We start from the raw sequence: 19,958 nt of genomic DNA on the forward strand, positions 1-19,958 counted from the left end.
GGTCTGGTCGTGGGGAAACGTCAGTCGCGGCCGTGGATCGTGTCGGATGAACTGTGGTCGCTCATCGAGCCGTTGCTGCCCGAGCCGGGGCCGAAGCTGGCCGAGGGCAGGCCGCGGGTGCCGGACCGGCAGGCGCTGTGCGGGATCCTGTTCGTGCTGCACACCGGTATCCAGTGGGGTACCTGCCGCAGGAGTTGGGCTTCGGTTCGGGGATGACGTGCTGGCGGCGCCTGGCCGCATGGAACGAGGCCGGTGTGTGGGACGAACTGCACCTGGTGCTGCTGAAGAAGCTGCGGGCGGCGGGGAAGCTGGACTGGTCGCGGGCGGTGATCGACTCCTCCCATGTACGGGCCGCTCGGCGCGGCCCAAAAGCGGGCCCAGCCCGGTCGACCGCGCACGGCCGGGCAGCAAGCACCACCTCGTCGTCGAGGGGCAGGGCATCCCGCTCGCGGCGTCCCTGACCGGCGGAACCCGCAACGACGTCACCCAACTCCTGCCCCTGCTCGACAAGATTCCGGCCGTGGCCGGCGTCGTCGGCCGACCCAGACACAGGCCCGACGCACTTCTCGCGGATCGCGGCTACGACCACGACAAGTACAGACGCCTGCTCTGGCAACGTGGCATCCGCCCGGTGATCGCCAGACGAGGCGAGGAACACGGATCTGGTCTGGGAACCTTCCGCTATGTGGTCGAGCGCACGATCGCCTGGCTCCACGGCTTCCGCCGACTGCGGATCCGCTGGGAACAACGCGACGACATCCATGAAGCGTTTCTCAGCCTCGCCGTCTGCCTGATCACCCACCGCCATGTCCAACGCCTTTGTTAGGACCTCTAAGGCGACTTGGTCGGGAGTGGCGGCGGCCTGGCGGACGAAGGCTTCCGGAACATGCGGCCCGCTCGCCTCACCGGGCGGCGAGTTCCAGGTGCTCAGCACCAAGGAGCGATCGGCGTCGGTGACCAGGTCCACAGCCCGCGTGGCGCCGTCTCAGCCGTCGATGATCCGGCCGAGTACGGTTTCGAATGCGCGAGCCAGCCATTGTGCGGTGGCTGGGGCGTACGCATTAAGGTCGAAGTCCAACCGTCTCGTGACCTCATTGCCGCGAATGTTGACGGCCAGCATCAGCTCCGACTTGCCGTCACGCGGGGACAGCGGGATGCGCTCCACCTCCAGGCCAACGAACCGCGGAGCGGCGCTGGGCTCGTTGACGGACAACATGTCCGGGAGGACCGCGCCGCCGGTGATCGCGCGCACGCCGGCCCACATCTCCTCCAGGGATGCTCCCTGGTGCTCCAGGCACTCGAAGAGCGACCGCTGGACCTTCCGCACGTACGCCTGCAGGGTCGTGTCCCCCGGGGAGGACAGCGGAAGACCAGCATGTCCGTGAACAGCCCGACCACCGGATCGAATTCCGTCCGCTTCCAGTCGATCGCGGGATAGGAAATGACGACGTCGTCGGCGCGAAGGAAGTGCTGAAGTGTCAGAGAATAGGCAGATAGGAGCACTGCAAAGGGAGTCACCCGGATGCGTTCGGTGGCCTCGATGAAATCCTCTCGAACGGAAAGCGCATGCGAGGAATGACCAATGCGCGAGTCCACACCTGAGAAGCGCTCAGATGAAGCGGATGGAGGCGCTTCCACGCCTCGTAGATATTCTCCCCAGAACTCCGCGTGTTCCTTGCCTTCGGGGGATGCGTCCCACTCTTGCTGTCGATGGGCGTAGTCGAAGTAAGCAAACTCCTTGGCGGTCCCCTCCATCCGGCGGTGACCGTCGAGAGCCTCAGCTTAGGCCCGGCCTAAATCCTCCATGACGGTTGCGACCGAAGGCGCATCCACGGCCACGTGATCAAAGGCCATAAGGAGAACAGCCTCGTGCAGCGACAGCCGGAACAGGTCGGCTCGCAGGCGGCACGTCGCGCTACGGACGAAGGGTTCCGAAGCCGCTGCGTCGATACGTTCCTGCAGCTCGCCTGGCTCCACGTCGTGTACTCCCAGGACGCGGTCCGGCGCACGGCAGATGCTCTGACGCAGGTCACCGCACGGCAGCTGATGAATTTCCACGCGCAGCATGGGATGCCGGTCCAGCACCGAACGAATAGCCTCGGCAAGTTCCTCTTCGGCTACTCGACCTAAAAGGCGGTACGCCATGGGAACGTTATACCTGTCTCCATCAGGGTTGAGCTGTTGCGATGTCCAGACGGTTTGCTATTGCCGGGTCAGCGGATATCCGACGGCGTTCACAGAGCATCCCTGAAGGAGTGCCAGAAGCCAGGATTCAGCACACTCAGAACCCTTCGATTTCCCGTTCCCCGTTCCCCGTTCCCCGTGAGCGAATTCCTTCTGACCGAAGATCGCCACGTGAGTCTGCAACACGTGCCACCGGGCCGACCAGGCCTGCTTGATTTTTGTGACATGGGTCACGCTCGCGAAGATGTGCGGTCGAAGAACAGACCTGGCTGTTTTTCGCCGACCCTCTTATCGCGCCGGTCGACGACGTAGCCCACGACCTCGACAATTTCGAGCAGACGCCTCTCTCAGGCCCGAAGGCGGTTTGAATCTGACCCATCCCCTTGACTTAAAGATGCCGCTGAAGGGCCTCGGCCATGGCTCCGTGCCGCTCCCCCTCCCCCGCGCTCATGGACTGCTGGACCGCGCCCCTCTGGCAGGCGGAGTAATGGCCTCGGCGCACTTGGTGTTCAGCCGCGATTGCGGCACCGGAACCGAACTCGGCCGCTGTCGGCCGGCAGCCCATGCCAGCACCCGCTTTGCTCACCCGCTGTCAGCTGACGGAGCCGCCTGTCCGAAAGTGGAGGATGCTGATTAACAGCCTGGTTACGATCAAGCGGATTCGTAACCGGTGACGAGCTGGTACACAGCGAGGGGGCGCAATGGGGGGCGTGGGCTGGCCGTTTCGAGCCCTTGTGTCCGCGTACGCCCTGTCCAGCTACGGCAACTACCTCAATCTGATTGCTCTGAGCCTGTTCTCCTACGAGGTCACCGGCACCGCGTTCGGTATCGGCGCGGTGATGGCGTTACGGCTGTTCTCCGGTTTCCTGGCGGGGCTCGCTTCCGGGGCGCTGTCGGCCAGGGCCACCCGCCGGACCGTGATGATCTGTACGGATGTTCTCCAAGGTGTTGCCATGGCCGTTCTGGCGCTCTGCGCCTCGAGCACGCCCCTGTGGCTGCTCGCCTGCGTGGCCGTGATCCTGGGCGCAGGGAACACTTTCTTCACCGTCGCCCTGCGCAGTGCGGTTCCGGTCATGGTCGGCCAGGAGGGCCGCGCCCGCGCGAACGGGCTGCTGGTCACGGCTCGCTCCCTGGCCACGGTGCTTGGCTTCGCCTCGGCGGCCCCGGTCATCGGGTTCGGCGGCTACGCCATCGCGTTCGCCGTCAATGCCGCGAGTTTCGCGGTGTCCGCAGCAGCGCTGCTGGTCCTTCGGCCGCGCACGGACGGCGAGGAGGGAGACCCACCAGCAGAAGCCGCGGAGAGCAATGCACAGGCGGAACGGGACAGCCTGGAAAGCGCTGGCTCGCTGCCGCGAAAGAGCCGCGCTCCTCGTCTGCGGCGCTGGACAGCGGGCGTCCCCGCATTCCTGCTTGGCATGATTCTGCTCAGAGGCGTCGACGCCCTTGCTTCTTCGTCGCACAACGTCGCCCTGCCCGTAGTCGCGGCCTCCACCGACCCGTCCAACCCGGCGGTGTTCATGGCCCGGTTCTGGGTGGCATGGGCGGTGGGCATGCTTCTTGCCCACCAGGTACTCAAACGCAGGCGAGGCGAGACGTCGTGGGGCGAACGCGCCTTCGCGATCGGCACCTGCGTGATGTCGCTCTCCTTTGTGGCGGCGTTCACCGGACTGCCTGCTCCCGCGCTGATGGTGGTCACTGTATCGGCAGGGTTCGCGGACGGTTGCACCGAAATCATCTACACCTCACGCCTGCAAGCGGCCTCCGACCGGGAGCGCAGTCGGCTCTTCGGGCTGTCCGCCGCGGCGGAGACATCCGGGTTCGCGTTGGGCACGGTGGCTGCCGCGGCGGCTCTCGAGGCAATGCCCGCCCTGGCCGTCGTGGGCGCGTTCCACGGTGCGGCGGTGTGCGGCGCGCTGGTTCTGCTGCTGTGCGCCGCTGCCCTCCGCGGCACGGCACGGCCGCTGTCGTCCACGAGTGGAGAAGAGGAAGAGGACAAGCATGGAACGCGTACGGGGGCAAGCTCTCTGCCCGGGACCTGAGCCGGAGTACACCGAGGACGATCCACGCAACGCCGTGCAGGCGCTACTGCGGGCCGCGGACCGCGCCTCCGGTGCCGCTGTCATCACCGTCGCTCCGGACGGTGCCACGACCGCGCAGTCGTATCCCGAACTGCTGTTACGGGCCAGGCGTCTACTCACGGGGCTGCGGGAGCACGGGCTGCGCAGCGGCGACGCGGTGGTGCTGTGCGGGCTGCCGCTGGCCGAGTTCTTCCCCGCCTTCTGGGCCTGCGTGCTCGGCGGCTTCCGGCCCGTGACCATCGCGGAGCAGCCCGCGCCGGGCTCGCCGACGCTGGAACGCCTGCTGCACGCCTGTGAGTTGCTGGACCAGCCGCTGGTGCTCAGCGACGCGGGTGGTGCGGCGGTGCTGGCGCAGGCTGCTCCCAAGGTGCGGGTAGCGGTCGCGCAGGCCTGCCTGAGCGCGCCGCCCGCGGAGGACCACACCGAGCCGGCCAGTTCGGACACCGCCCTGCTGATGCTGTCCTCCGGCAGCACCGGTGTGCCCAAGGCCGCGCAGCTGACCCACGCCGGTCTGGCGGACTTCGCCGCGAGCAGCCGACGCATCCTCGACGTGCACCCCGACGACACCATGGTGAACTGGCTGCCGGTCGACCACAGCGGCGCGTTCCTGCTCTACCACCTGCTCGCGGTCTTCGCGGACTGCACCAACGTCCACGCACCCACCGAACTGGTCCTGGCCGAACCGCTGCGCTGGCTCGACCTTCTCGCCGAGCACGAGGCGCAGCACGGTTGGGCGCCGACCTTCGCCTACCAGCTCGTCGCGGACGCGCTCGCCGAGGGGCCGAACAGCTACTGGGACCTCGGCAGCCTCAAGTCCCTGGTCTGCGGCGGCGAGCAGATCGCGTTGCCTGTGCTGCGTCGCTTCCTCGACGCGACGGCCGCGTACGGAATCCGGGATGGACACATCGTGCCGGTTTGGGGGATGGCCGAGACGGTCACGGCGGTCACCTATGGCCGGCTCGACCGGCCGGGCACCGTACAACGGCTGCTCAAGAGCAGCCTGAGCGGCGACTTGGTACGGGTCGGCGAACAGACTCCGGAGGACGAGTGTGTCACCTTCGTCGCGGCCGGCTCGCCCGCGCACGGCGTCACCCTGCGCATCGTCGACGACCGTGGAGAACCGGTGTCCGAGAGCAGGATCGGCCGACTCCAGGTGCACTCGCCCGCCCGCCTCACCCCGGGCTATGTGAACAACCCGGAGGCGGACGCGGCGGCCTTCCCCGCCGGACGGGACTGGCTGGACACGGGTGACCTGGCCTTCCTCGACGGCGACCAGGTCGTGATCACCGGTCGGCGCAAGGACGTGATCGTGCTCAACGGGCACAACGTCTACTGCCACGAGGTCGAGGAGGCCGCCACAGTCGTCGGGGGCGTACGGCAGGGGGAGGTCGCCGCGTGCGGGATTCCCAACCCGGACAGCGGCACGGAGGAGCTCGCTGTGTTCTTCGTGAGCCGCGGTGCCGACGACGACGCGCGCATCGCACGGGAGGTAAAGGCGGCGCTGTTCACCCGGCTCCGGCTCACCGCCGCACACGTCCTGCCCGTCCCCCAGGATGAGTTCCCGAGGACTCCGGCGGGGAAGGTGCGTCGTACCGAACTCCGGGACCGCCTGATCGACGGCGACTTCCGGACAAGCGCCCCCCCGCCCGCCGCCGCGGACCCCGACGAGATGGCGCGCGCGGTGCGGGAGGAGATCGCCGCCCTGCTCGGGCGCCAGGTGGACGCGCACATACCGTTCTACGAACTTGGCCTGACCTCGCTGCTCCTCGTACGCCTGCAGGCCAGCCTCGAACAGCGGCTCGCCACGGAGATCGCCCAGACCGCGTTCTTCGAACACCCCACGGCCGCCGCTCTCGCCGCGCATTTGGCCGACGCCACCGAGGCACGGACCGAAACCGCGGCCACCGACACCGACTCGGCGGAGTCAATCGATCAGCGCATCGCGGTCATCGGACTGTCGCTGCGCTTCCCGGGCGCGGACTCCGTGGAGCGGTTCTGGGCCAACCTGCGCGACGGTGTGGACAGCGTCAGGGTCTTCGTCGGGGAGGAGCTCGCGGCTGCGGGGCTGTCCCCGGAGCAGCAGCGGGCGCCCGAACTGGTGCCTGTCGCCGGAGTCCTCGACGGCGTTGACGAGTTCGACCCGGAGTTCTTCGGGATGAGCCCCAAGGAGACCGGACTTACGCATCCCGCGCACCGGCTGTTCCTGGAGTGCTGCCATCAGGCGCTCGAGGACGGCGGCTACGCGGCGGCCGAACCGGGCATCAGCATCGGGGTGTTCGCGGGTTCGGGCATGAACCTCTACGACCATCAGCAGCCGTCGGCGACCGGCGCCGCCCACGGAGAGACGGATCCCGCCACCGGCATCCAGACCACCGTCGGGCAGCAGCCGGACTTCCTTGCGTCCCGCGTCGCTTACCGGCTCGGACTCACCGGCCCCGCCATCGGCATACAGACGGCCTGCTCCACCTCGCTGGTCGCCATGCACCTCGCGGCCCAAGCGCTGCTGAACGGCGACGCAGACCTAGCGCTTGCAGGCGCCGCGGCCGTGCACCTCCCGCAAGAGACCGGCTACCTCAGCCACCCAGGGTCCATCCTGTCGCCCACCGGTCGTCTTCGGGCCTTCGACGCGGAGGCCGACGGCACCGTCGGTGGCAACGGCGTGGCCGCCGTTCTGCTCAAGAGACTCGACCGGGCGCTGGCCGACGGCGACACCGTGCACGCGGTGATCCTGGGCTCCGCGGTGAACAACGACGGCGCGGGCAAGGTCGGCTTCAGCGCACCCGGTGTCGCGGGGCAGGCCGAGGTCGTACGCCAGGCGCTGCGCAGAGCGGCCGTCCCCGCCGACACGATCTCATACGTGGAAGCACACGGGACCGGCACCCGGCTCGGCGATCCGGTGGAACTGGAAGCACTGAGCAGGGCTCTAGGCGAGGGCACACGGCGCACCGCATTCTGCACCGTCGGCTCGGTGAAACCGAGCATCGGGCACCTCGACAGCTGCGCCGGAATGGCCGGGCTGATCAAGACGGTCCTCATGCTGCGCCACCGCACGCTGGTGCCGACGCTGCACCTCACCCGCCCCAACCCCGAACTCCGCCTGGCAGGCGGCCCGTTGGTGCTGGGCACCGAGCTGCGGCCGTGGCCGACCCCGGATGGTGCGCCGCGCCGCGCCGGGGTCAGCGCACTCGGCGTCGGCGGCACCAACGCCCATGTGATACTCGAGGAGCCTCCCAAGCCGCCCCCGATCTCGGCGGCCGTACCGGAACTGCCCGTACTGGTCCCGGTGTCGGCCCGGGACGAACAAGCCCTGGGCGAACTGACCGGCCGACTCCGTGACCGGTTGCGGCAGCGGCCGGAACTCGCGGCCGCGGACGTCGCGGTCACCATGGCGCTCGGCAGGCCGCACCGCACGGCGCGGACCGCGGCCGTCGGCCAGACGGCCGCGGAGCTCGCCCGCGCGCTGGAGGAGCAGCCCACACCCCCCGGTCCGCAGGAACCGCTCGGACGGCTCGCGTTCGCCTTCTCCGGACAGGGCAGCGCCCGCCCCGGCATGGCACGCGGCCTCTACGCGGCGTATCCCGCGGCCCGGCACACCCTCGACCGATGCGAGGAGATCTACAACGCCGAGTTCGGCGGCACTCTCCTCCCGCTCCTGCTGGACGAGGTGGATGGGCCGGACGGGTCCTGGGCCGGTAGCGAGGTCTGGCCCACCGAAACGGCCCAGGCCGCGCTTTTCGCCCATCAGTCGGCGCTCGCCGAGGTGTGGTGCGCCGCCGGGGTCCGCCCCGCACTGCTGCTCGGTCACAGCGTCGGCGAGTACGCGGCCCTGTACGCGGCCGGTGCCTTCGCGCTCGAGGACGGTCTGCGGCTCACCGCGTGGCGCGGACGGCTGATGCACACGGAATGCCCGCCCGGCGGCATGCTCGCCATCCGCGCCGACCAGGCCGATGCGCGGCGCATCGCGCAGGCTGCAGGGGCCGAACTGGCTGCGGTCAACGGGCCGCGCGCTCAGGTGATCTCCGGCTCGCCGAGGGCCGTCGAGGAGGCGGCGCGCCTGCTCGACCAGGAAGGGCTGCGGTGGCGGGCGATGCCCGTCGACCGGGCGTTCCACACATCCGCGGTCGAACCGGCGCTGGGTGAGTTCCGCGCCCACGCCGAGCGGGTGGCGTACGGCCCGCTGCGCGTCCCCTTGGTGACGGCGGCCGACGGCGAGCCGCGCCCCGCGGGCTGGACCGTCGACGCGGACTACCTTTATCGCCAGGCGCGGCAGCCGGTCCGCTTCGACCTGGCCATGGCCGCCGCGGCGGAGCAGGGCTGCGAGGACTTCCTGGAGATCGGCGCCGGGGACACCCTGACCGGCCTGGGCCGACACTGCGTGCCCGGGAGCCGCTGGCTGAGCGGACAGGGCCGGGGCACCCGGGAAGCCGACCAGGTGCGGGGTCTCCTGACAGCGCTGGGCTCGCTGTACTGCAGGGGGGCTGAGCTGGAGTGGCGTGCGCTCAACGGCGGCGGGGGCAGGGTGCCGCTGCCGGGGCATCCCCTGCGGCGTCGCCGGGTGGCACCCCAGGCCACCCCGCCGGCCCAGGCTCACGGGCAGCAGCTGCAACGACCGGCTGCCCCGGCGGAGTCCGCTGTTTCCGGCGAACTGGTCGATGTCGTACGGGCGTTGGCGGCACATAAGCTCGGCCACGCGGGGGCGGACGTCGCGCCCGACAGCTCATTCTTCGAGCTGGGCGCGGACTCGCTCTCCTTGATGAGTATGACGACGGAGATCGAACACCGGTACGGCGTACGCATCCCGGTCCGGGAACTGTTCTCCTCGGCCGACACCCCGCGCAAGCTAGCCGAACACCTGACACGACTGCGTGGCGCCGCGGTCCCGACACCGGCCGAGACCGATGCCGGGGCGGCCGGGGCCGGGACCAGGACCGTGGAGCAGCGCCAGGAGACGGACGCGCAGCAGCCGCGCCAGGAACCGGCACCGGCCACGGCCCAGGGGACGGCGGCGGCACCGGGGGCGACCCCGGACACACCCCCGGAGCTCCACGAGCTTTTCGGGCAGCAGCTTAAGCTGGCGGAGCAGCTCGTCGACCAGGTGACCGGGGTCATCTCCCGCCAACTCGACGTGCTCGCATCCGCGGACCCGCCGCCCGCCGAGAGCCGGGCAGCCCTGTCTCGTACGCCGATACCGGCCCCAACACCGGCCTCGCCGCCGACCCGCACGCCAGCCCCAGCCCCTCGCCCCGTACCGGCGGTGCCCGAACCCATGTCGGCTGTGCCTACCGCCGGGTGTGACTTCAGCCTGTATTTCTTCGGGGACTATCCGGAGGACGGCGACCGCGACAAGTACGCGCTGATCATGGAGGCTTCGGACTTCGCCGACCGGCACGGGTTCCACGCCCTATGGTTTCCGGAGCGCCACTTCAACTCCTTCGGCGCGCTCTTCCCCAACCCGTCCGTGCTCGCAGCCGCGCTCGCGGCCCGGACCAGCCGCATCCGGCTTCACGCGGGTTCCGTCGTGCTGCCGCTGCATCACCCGGTCCGGGTCGCCGAGGAGTGGTCAGTCGTCGACAACATCTCCGGCGGCCGGGCGGGCCTGTGCTTCGCGAGCGGCTGGCACGCAACCGACTTCGCGCTCGCCCCCGAACACTTCGGCCGACACCGCGAGGTGATGTACGAGCAGTTGGCGACCGTACGGCAGCTCTGGTCGGGGCAGACCCTCGCGACGACCGCGGGCGACGGCGAACCCGTCGAGATACGGTTGCACCCCCGCCCCATACAGCAGCAACTCCCCATGTACGCGGCCGTGGTGGGCAACCCGGACAGCTACCGCCGGGCGGCCGCCGAGGATCTGGGCGTGGTCACCAACCTGATGACACAGAGCGTCGAGCAGCTGGCGCAGAACATCGCGCTGTACCGGCGCACCCGCGCCGAGCACGGACTCGATCCGGCGGCGGGCCGCGTCGTGGTGCTGGTGCACACGTACCTGGAAGACGACGCGGCCCGTGCACGGGCCGAGGCCTACCGGCCGTTCGTGTCGTATCTGCGCTCCTCGCTGTCTCTCTTCGACCAGGTCACCAACAGCCTCGGGTTCGAGGTCGACCTGGACAACGCACCTGAGGAGGACGTGGAGTTCCTGCTCGGGCGCGCCTACGAGCGTTACTGCGACTCGCGCGCCCTGATCGGCGACGAGCACACCGCCGCCGAGACAGTGCGCCGCCTAGTGGATGCAGGAGCGGACGAGATCGCCTGCTTCGTTGACTTCGGCGTTCCGCAGGAGAAGGTCCTCGCGTCGCTGCCGGTGCTCGACCGGGTCCACCACCGCGAGCGGACGGGGGCCGAGGAGCAGACGGCGTCCCTCCAGAAGCGGCTGCCGCTGTCGCCTGCGCAGCGCCGCATCTGGTTCCTGGAGCAGTTGCACCCGGGGACGAGCATGTACCACGAACCCAAAGCGATCCGTCTGGACGGCCCGCTGAACGTTCCGGCGCTGCAGTGGGCGCTGCAGCGGATCGCGGACCGGCATCCGGCGCTGCGCACAGTGTTCGGGGACACCGATGGAGTGCCCTACCAGGAGATACGTGACCGGATAGGGCTCGAGTGCCCTGTCGACGACCACACTGGGGCGACGGAGGAGGAGGCGCTGCGCGCCGCTCTCGGGTCCGAGGGGCGCCGGATTCTCGACCTGGGCACCGGGCCGCTAGTCACGGCCCGGCTGCTGCGCCTGTCGGCGGAGCGCCATTTACTCTTCCTGCTGGCCCACCACATCGTCTTCGACTCCTCCTCCACGGCGGTGCTGACGCGCGACCTGGCCGCTTACTACGGCTCTTGGCCGCACGGCGCACCGGCACTGCCGACCCTGAGCGAGGCGCCCCCGGCCGACCAGCCGGAGTCCGCCGCGCTGGCCGCCTCCCTCGACTTCTGGCGGCGTGAGCTCGGCGACGCCCCCGAGCTCTCCCTGCCGACCGACCGGCCCCGCCCGCCGGTCAGGTCCGGAGCCGGAGCGAGCCTCACCCACGCGCTGGACGCCGAACTCGTCGGCCGTCTACGCACGTTCGCCGCCGGACACCGCGCGACCCTCTTCATGACGTTGACCAGTGCCATCGCAGCGGCGCTCGGCCGGTTCAGCGGGCAGCAGGACGTGGTCCTCGGCACCGCGGTCGCCGCCCGCCCGGCTGACGCCCAGCACCACGTGGGCCTGTTCCTGGATACCGTGGCTCTGCGCCTGGACCTCGCCGACGACCCGGACTTCCTGACCCTGCTGCACCGGGTGCGGGAGAGAAGCACCACCGCGTACGAGCACCAGGGCGTGCCCTTCGACGAGCTGGTGGCCGCGCTGAACCCGCGGCGCGACCCGGGGCGCAACCCGCTCTTCCAGGTGATGGTGGAGTACGAGAACGAGGCCGACGTGGACTTCGACCCGCCCCGGCTGACGGCCACCCTGCTGGACATGCCGAGCGCACGCGCCCCGTTTGACCTCAGCGTGTATCTGACGCACCACCGGGACGGCGTGCGGTTCATGGTCGAGTACGACACAGCCCTCTTCGACGAGAGCACCGTGCGCCGTTTCGTGGACTACGTGGAGCAGGTGCTGCGCCGCGCTCTCGACACTCCAGGTGCGCGATTGAGGGAACTGACCGCCGTCACCGACGGCGACCGGACGGCCCTGGCGCGGCTGGGACACCGGGATAAGCCGCTGCCGGATGCCGAGAACACCCTGCACGGGCTGTTCGAGCAGCAGGTGCAGCGGACTCCGGACGCCGTCGCCCTGATGAGCGGTGAAAAGCATGTCAGCTACCGGGAGTTGGACACACGTTCCAACAGGCTCGCCCGGCAGCTGCGCACCCGGGGTGCGGCACGCGGGGAGCGCGTGGCGGTGCTGCTCCCGCGCGGCCCGGAACTGATCACTGCCCTGCTAGGGGTGCTCAAGAGCGGGGCCGCGTATCTGCCCCTCGATCCCTCCGCCCCCTCCCCGCGGATCGCCGCGCTCCTTGACGACGGCGCGCCGGTCCTGCTGCTGACCTCCGACGCCGTGCTCGCACGGCACCCGGAGCTGGCGGCACAGCTGCCCGTGCAGCTGGTGGATGAGGTGGACGACAACGTTGCGGCAGGTTCTCCGGACGACGGGGCCCGGCCCGGAGACCCCGCGTACTGCATCTACACCTCGGGCTCGACCGGCCGCCCCAAGGGAGTCGTCGTGCCCCATCGGGGACCGGCCAACCTGGTTCGCGGGCACCTGAAGCGGCACCCGGCCCTGCGAACCCTGCAGTGGACCTCGCCCGCCTTCGATGTCAGCGTGCAGGAGATCTTCACCACGCTGGCCGCCGGAGCCGCGATCGTGCTGATCGACGACGAGGTGCGGCACGACCCCGCGGCCGTCGCGGAGGTGGTGCGCCGCCACGAGGTGCAGCGGATATTCATGCCGTGCACCCCCCTGAAGTACCTGATCGAAACCGGACCCGAATTCCCGTCCCTGCGGGAGCTGTTCTCGGCGGGCGAGGCGCTCCAGCTCACCGACGCCTTCCGCGAGTTCCTCGCCGCGCACCCCAAGTGCGCTCTGTATAACCAGTACGGGCCTACGGAGACCTCCGTCATCGTCACCTCGCACCGCGTCGATCCACGCGGCGAGGAGTGGCCGCCGATCGGCGCCCCGGTGCCGGGGGCGCAGATCCTGCTCCTGGACGGCACCGGACAGGAGGTGCCGATGGGAGCCGTCGGTGAGATCCACGTGGGCGGCATTCCGGTCGCGTATGGCTACCACGCACGGCCCGCGGAGACGGCCGCTGCCTTCCTCGACGACGGTTCAGGATCCGTGCTGTACCGGACGGGGGACCTGGGGCGCTGGCGTACGGACGGCACGCTGCAGTACTGCGGCCGCGCCGACGACCAGGTCAAGATCCGGGGGCACCGGGTCGAACCAGCCGAGGTCCAGAGGGCGTTGACCGCGCTCCCCGGGGTCCGTGACGCGGCCGTAGTACCCCGCCGCGACCGGCACGGTGAAGCCGAACTCGTCGCCTACGTGGTGCCCGTGACCTCGGCGGACGACCTGCGCGGGCAGCGTGCCGCGCTGTCCGCGGAACTCCCCGAGCACCTGGTGCCGAGCCGCTGGGTGTGCCTGGAGCGGCTGCCGGTGAACGTCTCCGGCAAGCTGGACCGGGACCGGCTGCCCGAGCCCGCGCCCGACGACGCGGCAGGGGAGGCCGACGCGGAGCCAGCCACCAGGCTGGAGAAGTCCCTGCACGAGCTGTGGTGCGACGAACTCGATGCGCCCAGGGTGCCGGTGACCCGGTCCTTCTTCGAATTCGGCGGCCACTCCCTGAGCGCGATCCGACTGCTGAACCGGATGGCGAACGAGCTGGACGTCGAGATGTCCATGGCCGACTTCTTCCGCGATCCAACCATCCGGGGCGTCGCGGCACACCGCGAACGGTCTACGCCGACGGACCGGGTGGTGGCCACCGTGCCGATGACCGCCATCCTGCGCAGGCTTTGGCACCGCCACCACGAGCGTGAGAACCCCAGCGTCTACAACATTGCCCACCGGATCGACCTGCAGGGAGAACTGGACCCCGGAATCCTTGCCCATGCCCTGGAGGAACTGGTGGCCCGCCATCACGCACTGCGCAGCAGGATGGCACGGCGCGACGGGCAATATCTGGTCGAGGTCCTGGCAGAAGTACCCGTAGAGCTGCCGGTCACCGACCTGTCCGCACACGCCGACGACGCCGCATCCGTCAAGCAGTGGTGCCAGGATCATGCGTCCCGCGCTTTCGCCATGGACAACGCACCGTTGTTCCGCTTCCGGCTAGCACAGCTCAGCCCGGACCGCTGGGTGCTGGTGACGGTGTTCCACCACGCGGTCTGCGACGGCTGGTCCATGGGCCTCATCTGGCGCGACCTGCAGGAGCTCTACAACGCCCGGCGCGACGGCACGGACGCCCAACTCGCACCAGTCGCCCAGTTCACGGACTGTGCGCAGGCGGAAGCCCGACTGGGCGGCGAGCGCAGGGCGCAGCTCGAACAGTTCTGGACCACCGAACTCGGCGGGGCGACCCTGCGCCCGGAACTGCCCTACGACCGGCCTCGGCCCGAGACGCTGTCCGGCCGCGGCGCACTGCACTCCTGGGTCATCGACGGCGACACGCCCGGTCGAATCAAGGACACCGCGACCCGCCTGGGCACAACCCCGTACACCGTGCTGGCCGCAGCGTTCGCCACGTGGGCGGCCGGACTGTGCGGCGAGCACGAGGACGTGGTGCTGGCCGCGTCCAGCTCGAACCGCATGCGTCCCGAACGGTCGGACGTGGTGGGACTGCTGGGCGACGCCATCCTGCTGCGCGCCCGGCTCGGCGAGGCTGGAACCTTCGCCGACCTCGTGACGCAGTTGGGCTCGACGCTCTTCACCGCGCTCGACCACCAGGAGCTGCCGCTGAGGGATGTGATCGAGCTGGTCGCGCCCGACATCGGCGACTCACTGTTCCCAACCGTGCTGTTCACCGTGGTCACCACACCACCGCCCACCCTGGACCTGCGGTCGGTTTCGGCCTCGGTGCACAGCCTCCCCGTGCACGGGGTATCGCGGAACGAGCTCTACGTCGTCCTGGTACCGACAGACGACGCCATCACCGTCACCTTCGAGTACTCCACGGACCTGTTCGCCCATACAACAATCGAGGCATGGGGCAGGGCGGCCTTCACCGAACTCCTGGAGGACGCCACAGAGGCCCCTGATCACCCGCTGGAGACCCTGATCGTCCCCCTGCTCCGGCTCGCTCGGGACAAGCCTCCGGCCTGACCGCTGCGGCACGGCGTGAAGGGCGGCTTGGGCAGGTTGCGTGAGCCCGCGTGGTGAGGGCTGGAAGCCCGGCGAGCCGTGGCGGGTCCTAGACCGGCCGACGTGGCGGCCGGACGTCCGCGCCGTGGTCATCTCCCGCGTACGCGGCGGAGGCGAGTGACGCACGCTGTCCGTCACAGGATGCGCCGCACGGCCTCCATGATCGCGCTCCGGCATTCCGCCGGGTCCGACGTCAGGAGAGTCGTCGCCGGCATGCTCGCGGCATTCGTCGGGCTCCAGGCCGAGGCGATGGCCAGGACGAGGGTGAGAAGCGTGGCCGGGGCGAAGCCCGATGTGCCCACTTGGTCCTTCCGGACCGCTTCTAACGAGGCGAGCTTGTTATTGCGGGTCGGCTCGGCGACGGCAGGGTCCCGTTCCACGGCAGTGCCGCGTTCCAGTCGGTGCCAGGTCGCCAGGCGGAGCACCTCGGGGTGCTTCTGGTAGAAGTCGAACAGTCGCCCGGCGTAGTCCGGCAGGTCGTCAGGTGTGAAGGGCACCATGTCGAGGCCTCGCCCGACGTGTGCGTCGAAGACGGCGTCGAAGAGCCCGTCTTTGTTGCAGAAGTAGACGTATATGAGGTTCTTGTTCGCCGAGGCAGCCTTGGCAATCCGGTCGACTCGGGCTCCCGCGATCCCGTATGCCGCGAACTCCTCCGTCGCCGCCTGGAGGATGCGCGCCTTCGTGGCTTCGGCTCGGGACATGGGGGTCATGTTAACAGCGCCTAATGGGTCTTGCCGTGGCGAAGAGACTCGGTGCCGTTGCCGTCGCCAGATGAGCGCTTTAGCCGCCGGAACCGGTGAGTTCGGTGGTCAGACCGTGCCCCGATGGTCGGCCGGGAGGCCGGACCGCTGATGGGGTGGCGTGCCTGCCCCTGGTGGTGTGAGCACTGAATCCATGAGGCCGTGCGCCGCCTCACGTAGGCCGCAGAGAGCGAAGTGCCTGAAAGAGCAGCTGAGTTGCCCCTGATCGGTGATGGCTGGGACGAAGGCCGACGCGATGTGGAGACCCGGGACGAGGCGGGCCGGAAGGCCACAGCGAAGCTGCCCGAGGGAGTGGAGGGCATCGTGAAGCCGCACCAACTCGTCGCGCGGCACGGCGGGGGGTACCTGGGTCCGGCCGGGGTGGTAGTGGGGATCGAAACCGACCGCGGTTCGCGGGTGCAGGCCCTGATCGCCTCCGGTTACCAGGGAGGACGAGGTGGGTAGCCGGAGGCGTACTGCCTCCGGCGATGTCGGACGCGGTCCACTACCTGGTGGACAACAGCATCAAGTGGCGAGCAATGCCATTGGGGCCCCGCCGTGGAATCCTCCCGGTCCACGCCCTCTTCCGACGCGGGGCGTGACCATGGTCTGGTCATCGAGTTCCACGACTGGCCGCGCGGGAAACTCCGTGAGAAGGCGGGCCGGGGATCGGAGCCGAGTGTCGGTGTGATCGGCTCCCGGCCGGTGAAGGCGGACGCCGTCGTGGGCCCGGCGGGTGTCGTCACCTCAGTCCGAGTGCGTCGATCAGTGCCTCGGAAGCGAGCAGCATGACGGTGCACCACAGGGTGACGCCTGCCATGAGCCAGCCGATCAGCTGCCACCGAGGCAGGCCCAGCGCCGTGCCCAGCATGGCCGATCCCCAGGTGCCGAAGAGCGCCGGCCCGATGATGCCGAAGCCGATGACGCCGTACCTGTTCACCACGCGCCGGGCCCGTCGGCCGGTGGGGCCGTCGAGTCGGTTCCGACGTTTCCCGGGCGGTGCCCCGGCGGTGATGGGTCGCCGCTTCGAGCGCCAGACCTGCCAGCGGGTACGCAGCCATCCGACCGTGAAGACGGCGGACAGCAGGCACCCGGCCGCGCCGAGAAGCACGGCGAGGAGTGCGATGGGCGGTGCGAGGGAGATCGAGAGGCCGAACGGCACGGCCGGGGTACCCAGGGTGAATCCAGCGAGCACTGCCCAGGCGAATTTCAGCACGTATCGCTCCTCGTCGGGTGGGACGGAAGCCGCGTCGGGTCGCGGCGACAGCGCGTTAACTAACCAGTTATGCTAGCGCGGTGACCACCTCACCATTCCCCTCAGCACCCTTACCGAGCGGCTCGGTTGAGCGACTGGCGGCATGCAGGTACGTACTTCTCACGACGTTCCGCCGGGACGGGCGGGCGGTGCCCACTCCGGTGTGGGTGATGAGGGACGGGGACTGCCTGGCCGTGTGGAGCGTAGCCGACACCGGCAAGGTCAAACGGATCCGAAACAGCGGCCGGGTGACCGTCGCCCCGTGTGACTGGCGGGGGGCCCCGAAGGGAGAGTCCGTGTCGGGTGTCGCCGAGCTGCCCGCGGATCAGGACACCCTTCACTACCTCGACCTGATGAAGCGCAAGTACGGTCTCGTCGCGCGGGTCGGCTTGCTCGGAAGTCGACTGAAGGGGCCCGGGCACCGCACGGTGGGCATCCGGATCCGACTCACGGAGTGACCCTCGCGGCCACTTGCCGCGTCCGGCCCTCATGCCCCGTCCGAACCCTTGTTGACGGACCCTCGGATCTCCGGCAGCCTTGCGCCAGAAGACTAACCATCTAGTTAGTCAACTATTTCCGAACGGAGTGGCCCCGCCATGTCGTTATCCACCGGCGAACCCACCAGCATTCCGCACGAGTCAGGACCTTCGTCCCCGCGGTCCTCGCGGCGGTGGTGGGCGCTGGCCGTGATCGCTCTGGCCCAGCTGATGATCATGCTGGACGCCACCATCGTGAACATCGCGCTGCCGTCCGCACAGGCCGACCTGGGCTTCTCCGACAACGACAGGCAGTGGATCGTCACCGCCTACGCACTCACCTTCGGCAGCTTGCTGCTGATCGGGGGGCGTATCGCCGATCTCTTCGGCCGCAAGGAGACCTTCCTCGCGGGTGTCGTCGGTTTCGCCGCCGCCTCGGTGCTCGGCGGAGCCGCCGGCAACTTCGAACTCCTGGTGCTGGCCAGAGCGCTCCAGGGTGTCTCGGGTGCCCTGTTGGCGCCGGCGGCTCTCTCTCTGCTGACGACCATCTTCACCGACGTCAAGGAACGGGGCCGGGCCTTCGCGATCTTCGGTGCCATCGCGGGCGCCGGCGGGGCGCTCGGCAATCTGCTCGGCGGCGTGCTGACCGAGTACCTCAACTGGCGTTGGACCCTCTACATCAACCTGGCGTTCGCGGCGGCGGCGTTCCTGGGCGGTCTGCTGCTGATCGAGCGTCAGCCCCGGGCGGCCCAACGCGCCAAGCTCGACGTCCCCGGCGCGGTGCTGGTCACCCTGGGACTCTTCGGCCTGGTGTACGGGTTCTCCAACGCCGAGTCGCACGGGTGGGGTTCTCCCGCCAGCTGGGGTCTGCTGGTCGGGGGTCTCGCCCTGCTCGCCCTCTTCACGTACTGGCAGTCGACGACGGACCGGCCGCTGCTACCCCTGCGCATCCTCCTCGACAGGGACCGGGGAGCCTCGCAGATCGCCATTCTGGTCGCCACCGGAGGCATGTACGCGGTCGCGTTGTTCCTCGCCTACTACATGCAGCAGACGCTCAAGTACACCCCGGTCGAGGCGGGGCTCGCCTTCCTGCCCATCCCGGTCGCCCTGGTCGTTGCCTCCGGCCTGGCCGTGGGGGTCCTAATGCCCCGGGTGGGGCCGAAGATCGTGATTCCCCTCGGGATGGCGCTGCTGGGCGTGGGCATGGTCTGGTTCACCCGCCTGGAGCTGGACAGCACTTACGTCGGAGGCATTCTGCCGCCGCTGGTCGTCCTGGGCCTCGGTCTCGGCATGGTCTATGCGCCGGCGATCGACCTGGCCACCTACCGGGTGCACGAGGACGACTCCGGTGTGGCCTCTGCGGCGGTCAACACCACGCAGCAGATCGGTGGTTCGCTGGGGATCGCCATCCTCAACACGCTCGCGGCGAGCGCCGCGGGCAGCTATCTCAGCAGCCGGCAGGCCACGCCCGAGGTGGTCGCCGAGGCGGCGTTGCACAGCTACTCCACCGCGTACTGGTGGGCAGCCGGCCTCGCAGCCGTCGGCCTCGTCGTGACCTTCCTGCTGTACCGCCCCGGCGTTCGGGAAAAGTCCCCCGACGCGGCGAAGACCGTCGCCATGTGACGACCTGCTCCACGAAATCCTCTCCATCCTCGAACAGGAAGCAGCCCCCCGGGGGGCCGTCGCACACCCGCGCTGACGGTCACGCCTCGGGGGGCTGCTTGGTCGGGCGACCCTTGAACGACTCATGAGGGAAGCTGAGTACGGCGCCCACGGTCCTCCCTGGGCTCCGGGGCGGCACGGCGCGGAGCCTGCTTCGGCCCGACGCCTCGGAATCGCTCCATCACGGACCGCGTCGCACCGGATGGGTCGTACCCCTCGCTGAGACATCGACGCCGCGGCATGACCGTCCAGGCCGTCCGAGCCGCGATCTCCTACGCGGACCGCACTGGGTCCAGTGGCGCCACCTCCCGGATGACTTCCTGCCCTGGGCCACGGTCCACGGCTTTACGGAACCGGCGGATGGCATTCCCGATTCCGGCCTTCGGTCGAAATTAGCCATGTGATGCAGGTCATATGCCAGAATTTCGGCTTCAATTGGAATGGGAGCCTCGCGTTCCAGGGGCATATTCAGGTTCAAGGTCGAGGGTTACGTATCGCATTTCACCCCCAGAGGTCACGCTCGACACTAAAGCGGAATAACTTGAATATGGGACATTGCGGCGCGCTCGGGAACTTTTCCAGCCTTCGATCGCACAGTCGAGAACGCGCCAACCTGTGGTTCACGGCTAACTATCCTGTTAGTTTTTAGCGGCAGTCATCGGGTGACATCGACAACGCTGTCGGTCGCACGCGGCTCCACCGCCCGAGGCCATCTGGCGCTCCGGGTTGATT

The 19,958-nt window shown here is 69.3% G+C and carries 8 protein-coding genes and 2 pseudogenes; 6 read left to right on the plus strand and 4 right to left on the minus strand.

What is annotated here, in order from left to right:
* Positions 1-9: 9 nt before the first annotated feature.
* Positions 10-826, plus strand: a pseudogene (locus tag OHT21_RS07620) (IS5 family transposase).
* A gap of 159 nt (positions 827-985) precedes the next feature.
* On the opposite strand, the gene OHT21_RS07625 reads toward OHT21_RS07620, so the two are convergent.
* Together OHT21_RS07625 and OHT21_RS07630 are read right to left on the minus strand one after the other, a co-directional pair.
* Positions 986-1,327: a hypothetical protein gene (locus OHT21_RS07625; protein WP_328767490.1), complete on the minus strand. Its 342-nt coding sequence runs from the start codon at positions 1,325-1,327 to the stop codon at positions 986-988.
* Between the two features lie 32 nt (positions 1,328-1,359).
* Positions 1,360-2,187: pseudogene (locus tag OHT21_RS07630) on the minus strand (condensation domain-containing protein); the annotation flags it as partial.
* A gap of 698 nt (positions 2,188-2,885) precedes the next feature.
* On the opposite strand from OHT21_RS07630, the gene OHT21_RS07635 reads away from it, so the two are divergent.
* On the plus strand, positions 2,886-4,223 hold the full coding sequence (locus OHT21_RS07635) for an MFS transporter (protein ID WP_328767491.1): 1,338 nt from the start codon (positions 2,886-2,888) through the stop codon (positions 4,221-4,223).
* On the plus strand, positions 4,183-15,054 hold the full coding sequence (locus OHT21_RS07640; protein ID WP_328767492.1) for a non-ribosomal peptide synthetase/type I polyketide synthase: 10,872 nt from the start codon (positions 4,183-4,185) through the stop codon (positions 15,052-15,054). The genes OHT21_RS07635 and OHT21_RS07640 overlap by 41 nt, the downstream gene beginning before the upstream one ends.
* Before the next feature lie 173 nt (positions 15,055-15,227).
* Here the strand turns inward: OHT21_RS07640 and OHT21_RS07645 are convergent, their stop codons facing one another.
* Positions 15,228-15,794 (minus strand): TetR family transcriptional regulator, encoded by a 567-nt coding sequence (locus OHT21_RS07645; RefSeq protein WP_328767493.1) that lies wholly within the window; start codon positions 15,792-15,794, stop codon positions 15,228-15,230.
* 255 nt (positions 15,795-16,049) lie between these two features.
* Here OHT21_RS07645 and OHT21_RS07650 point away from each other — a divergent pair, with 255 nt between their 5' ends.
* Positions 16,050-16,298 (plus strand): hypothetical protein, encoded by a 249-nt coding sequence (locus OHT21_RS07650; RefSeq protein ID WP_328767494.1) that lies wholly within the window; start codon positions 16,050-16,052, stop codon positions 16,296-16,298.
* 277 nt (positions 16,299-16,575) lie between these two features.
* Here OHT21_RS07650 and OHT21_RS07655 read toward each other — a convergent pair whose 3' ends face one another.
* A complete protein-coding gene (locus OHT21_RS07655; protein WP_328767495.1) occupies positions 16,576-17,049 on the minus strand; it encodes a hypothetical protein in 474 nt (157 codons plus the stop codon).
* 80 nt (positions 17,050-17,129) lie between these two features.
* Between OHT21_RS07655 and OHT21_RS07660 the strand changes: the two genes are divergently transcribed.
* Together OHT21_RS07660 and OHT21_RS07665 are read left to right on the plus strand one after the other, a co-directional pair.
* Positions 17,130-17,546 carry a PPOX class F420-dependent oxidoreductase gene (locus OHT21_RS07660; RefSeq protein WP_328767496.1) on the plus strand — a complete coding sequence of 139 codons (417 nt, stop codon included), beginning with the start codon at positions 17,130-17,132 and terminating at the stop codon, positions 17,544-17,546.
* 138 nt (positions 17,547-17,684) lie between these two features.
* Complete coding sequence (locus OHT21_RS07665) at positions 17,685-19,187, plus strand: MFS transporter (RefSeq protein ID WP_328767497.1); 1,503 nt, start codon at positions 17,685-17,687, stop codon at positions 19,185-19,187.
* Positions 19,188-19,958: the final 771 nt, after the last annotated feature.

It is taken from the genome of Streptomyces sp. NBC_00286 (assembly GCF_036173125.1).
Classification (GTDB): Bacteria; Actinomycetota; Actinomycetes; order Streptomycetales; family Streptomycetaceae; genus Streptomyces.

What these genes read in the sequence shown, in the direction of transcription:
- OHT21_RS07635 (WP_328767491.1), top strand. Translation starts at nt 2,886, where the DNA reads ATGGGGGGCGTGGGCTGGCCGTTTCGAGCCCTTGTGTCCGCGTACGCC.
- OHT21_RS07640 (WP_328767492.1), top strand. Translation starts at nt 4,183, where the DNA reads ATGGAACGCGTACGGGGGCAAGCTCTCTGCCCGGGACCTGAGCCGGAG.
- OHT21_RS07645 (WP_328767493.1), bottom strand. Translation starts at nt 15,794, where the DNA reads ATGTCCCGAGCCGAAGCCACGAAGGCGCGCATCCTCCAGGCGGCGACG.
- OHT21_RS07665 (WP_328767497.1), top strand. Translation starts at nt 17,685, where the DNA reads ATGTCGTTATCCACCGGCGAACCCACCAGCATTCCGCACGAGTCAGGA.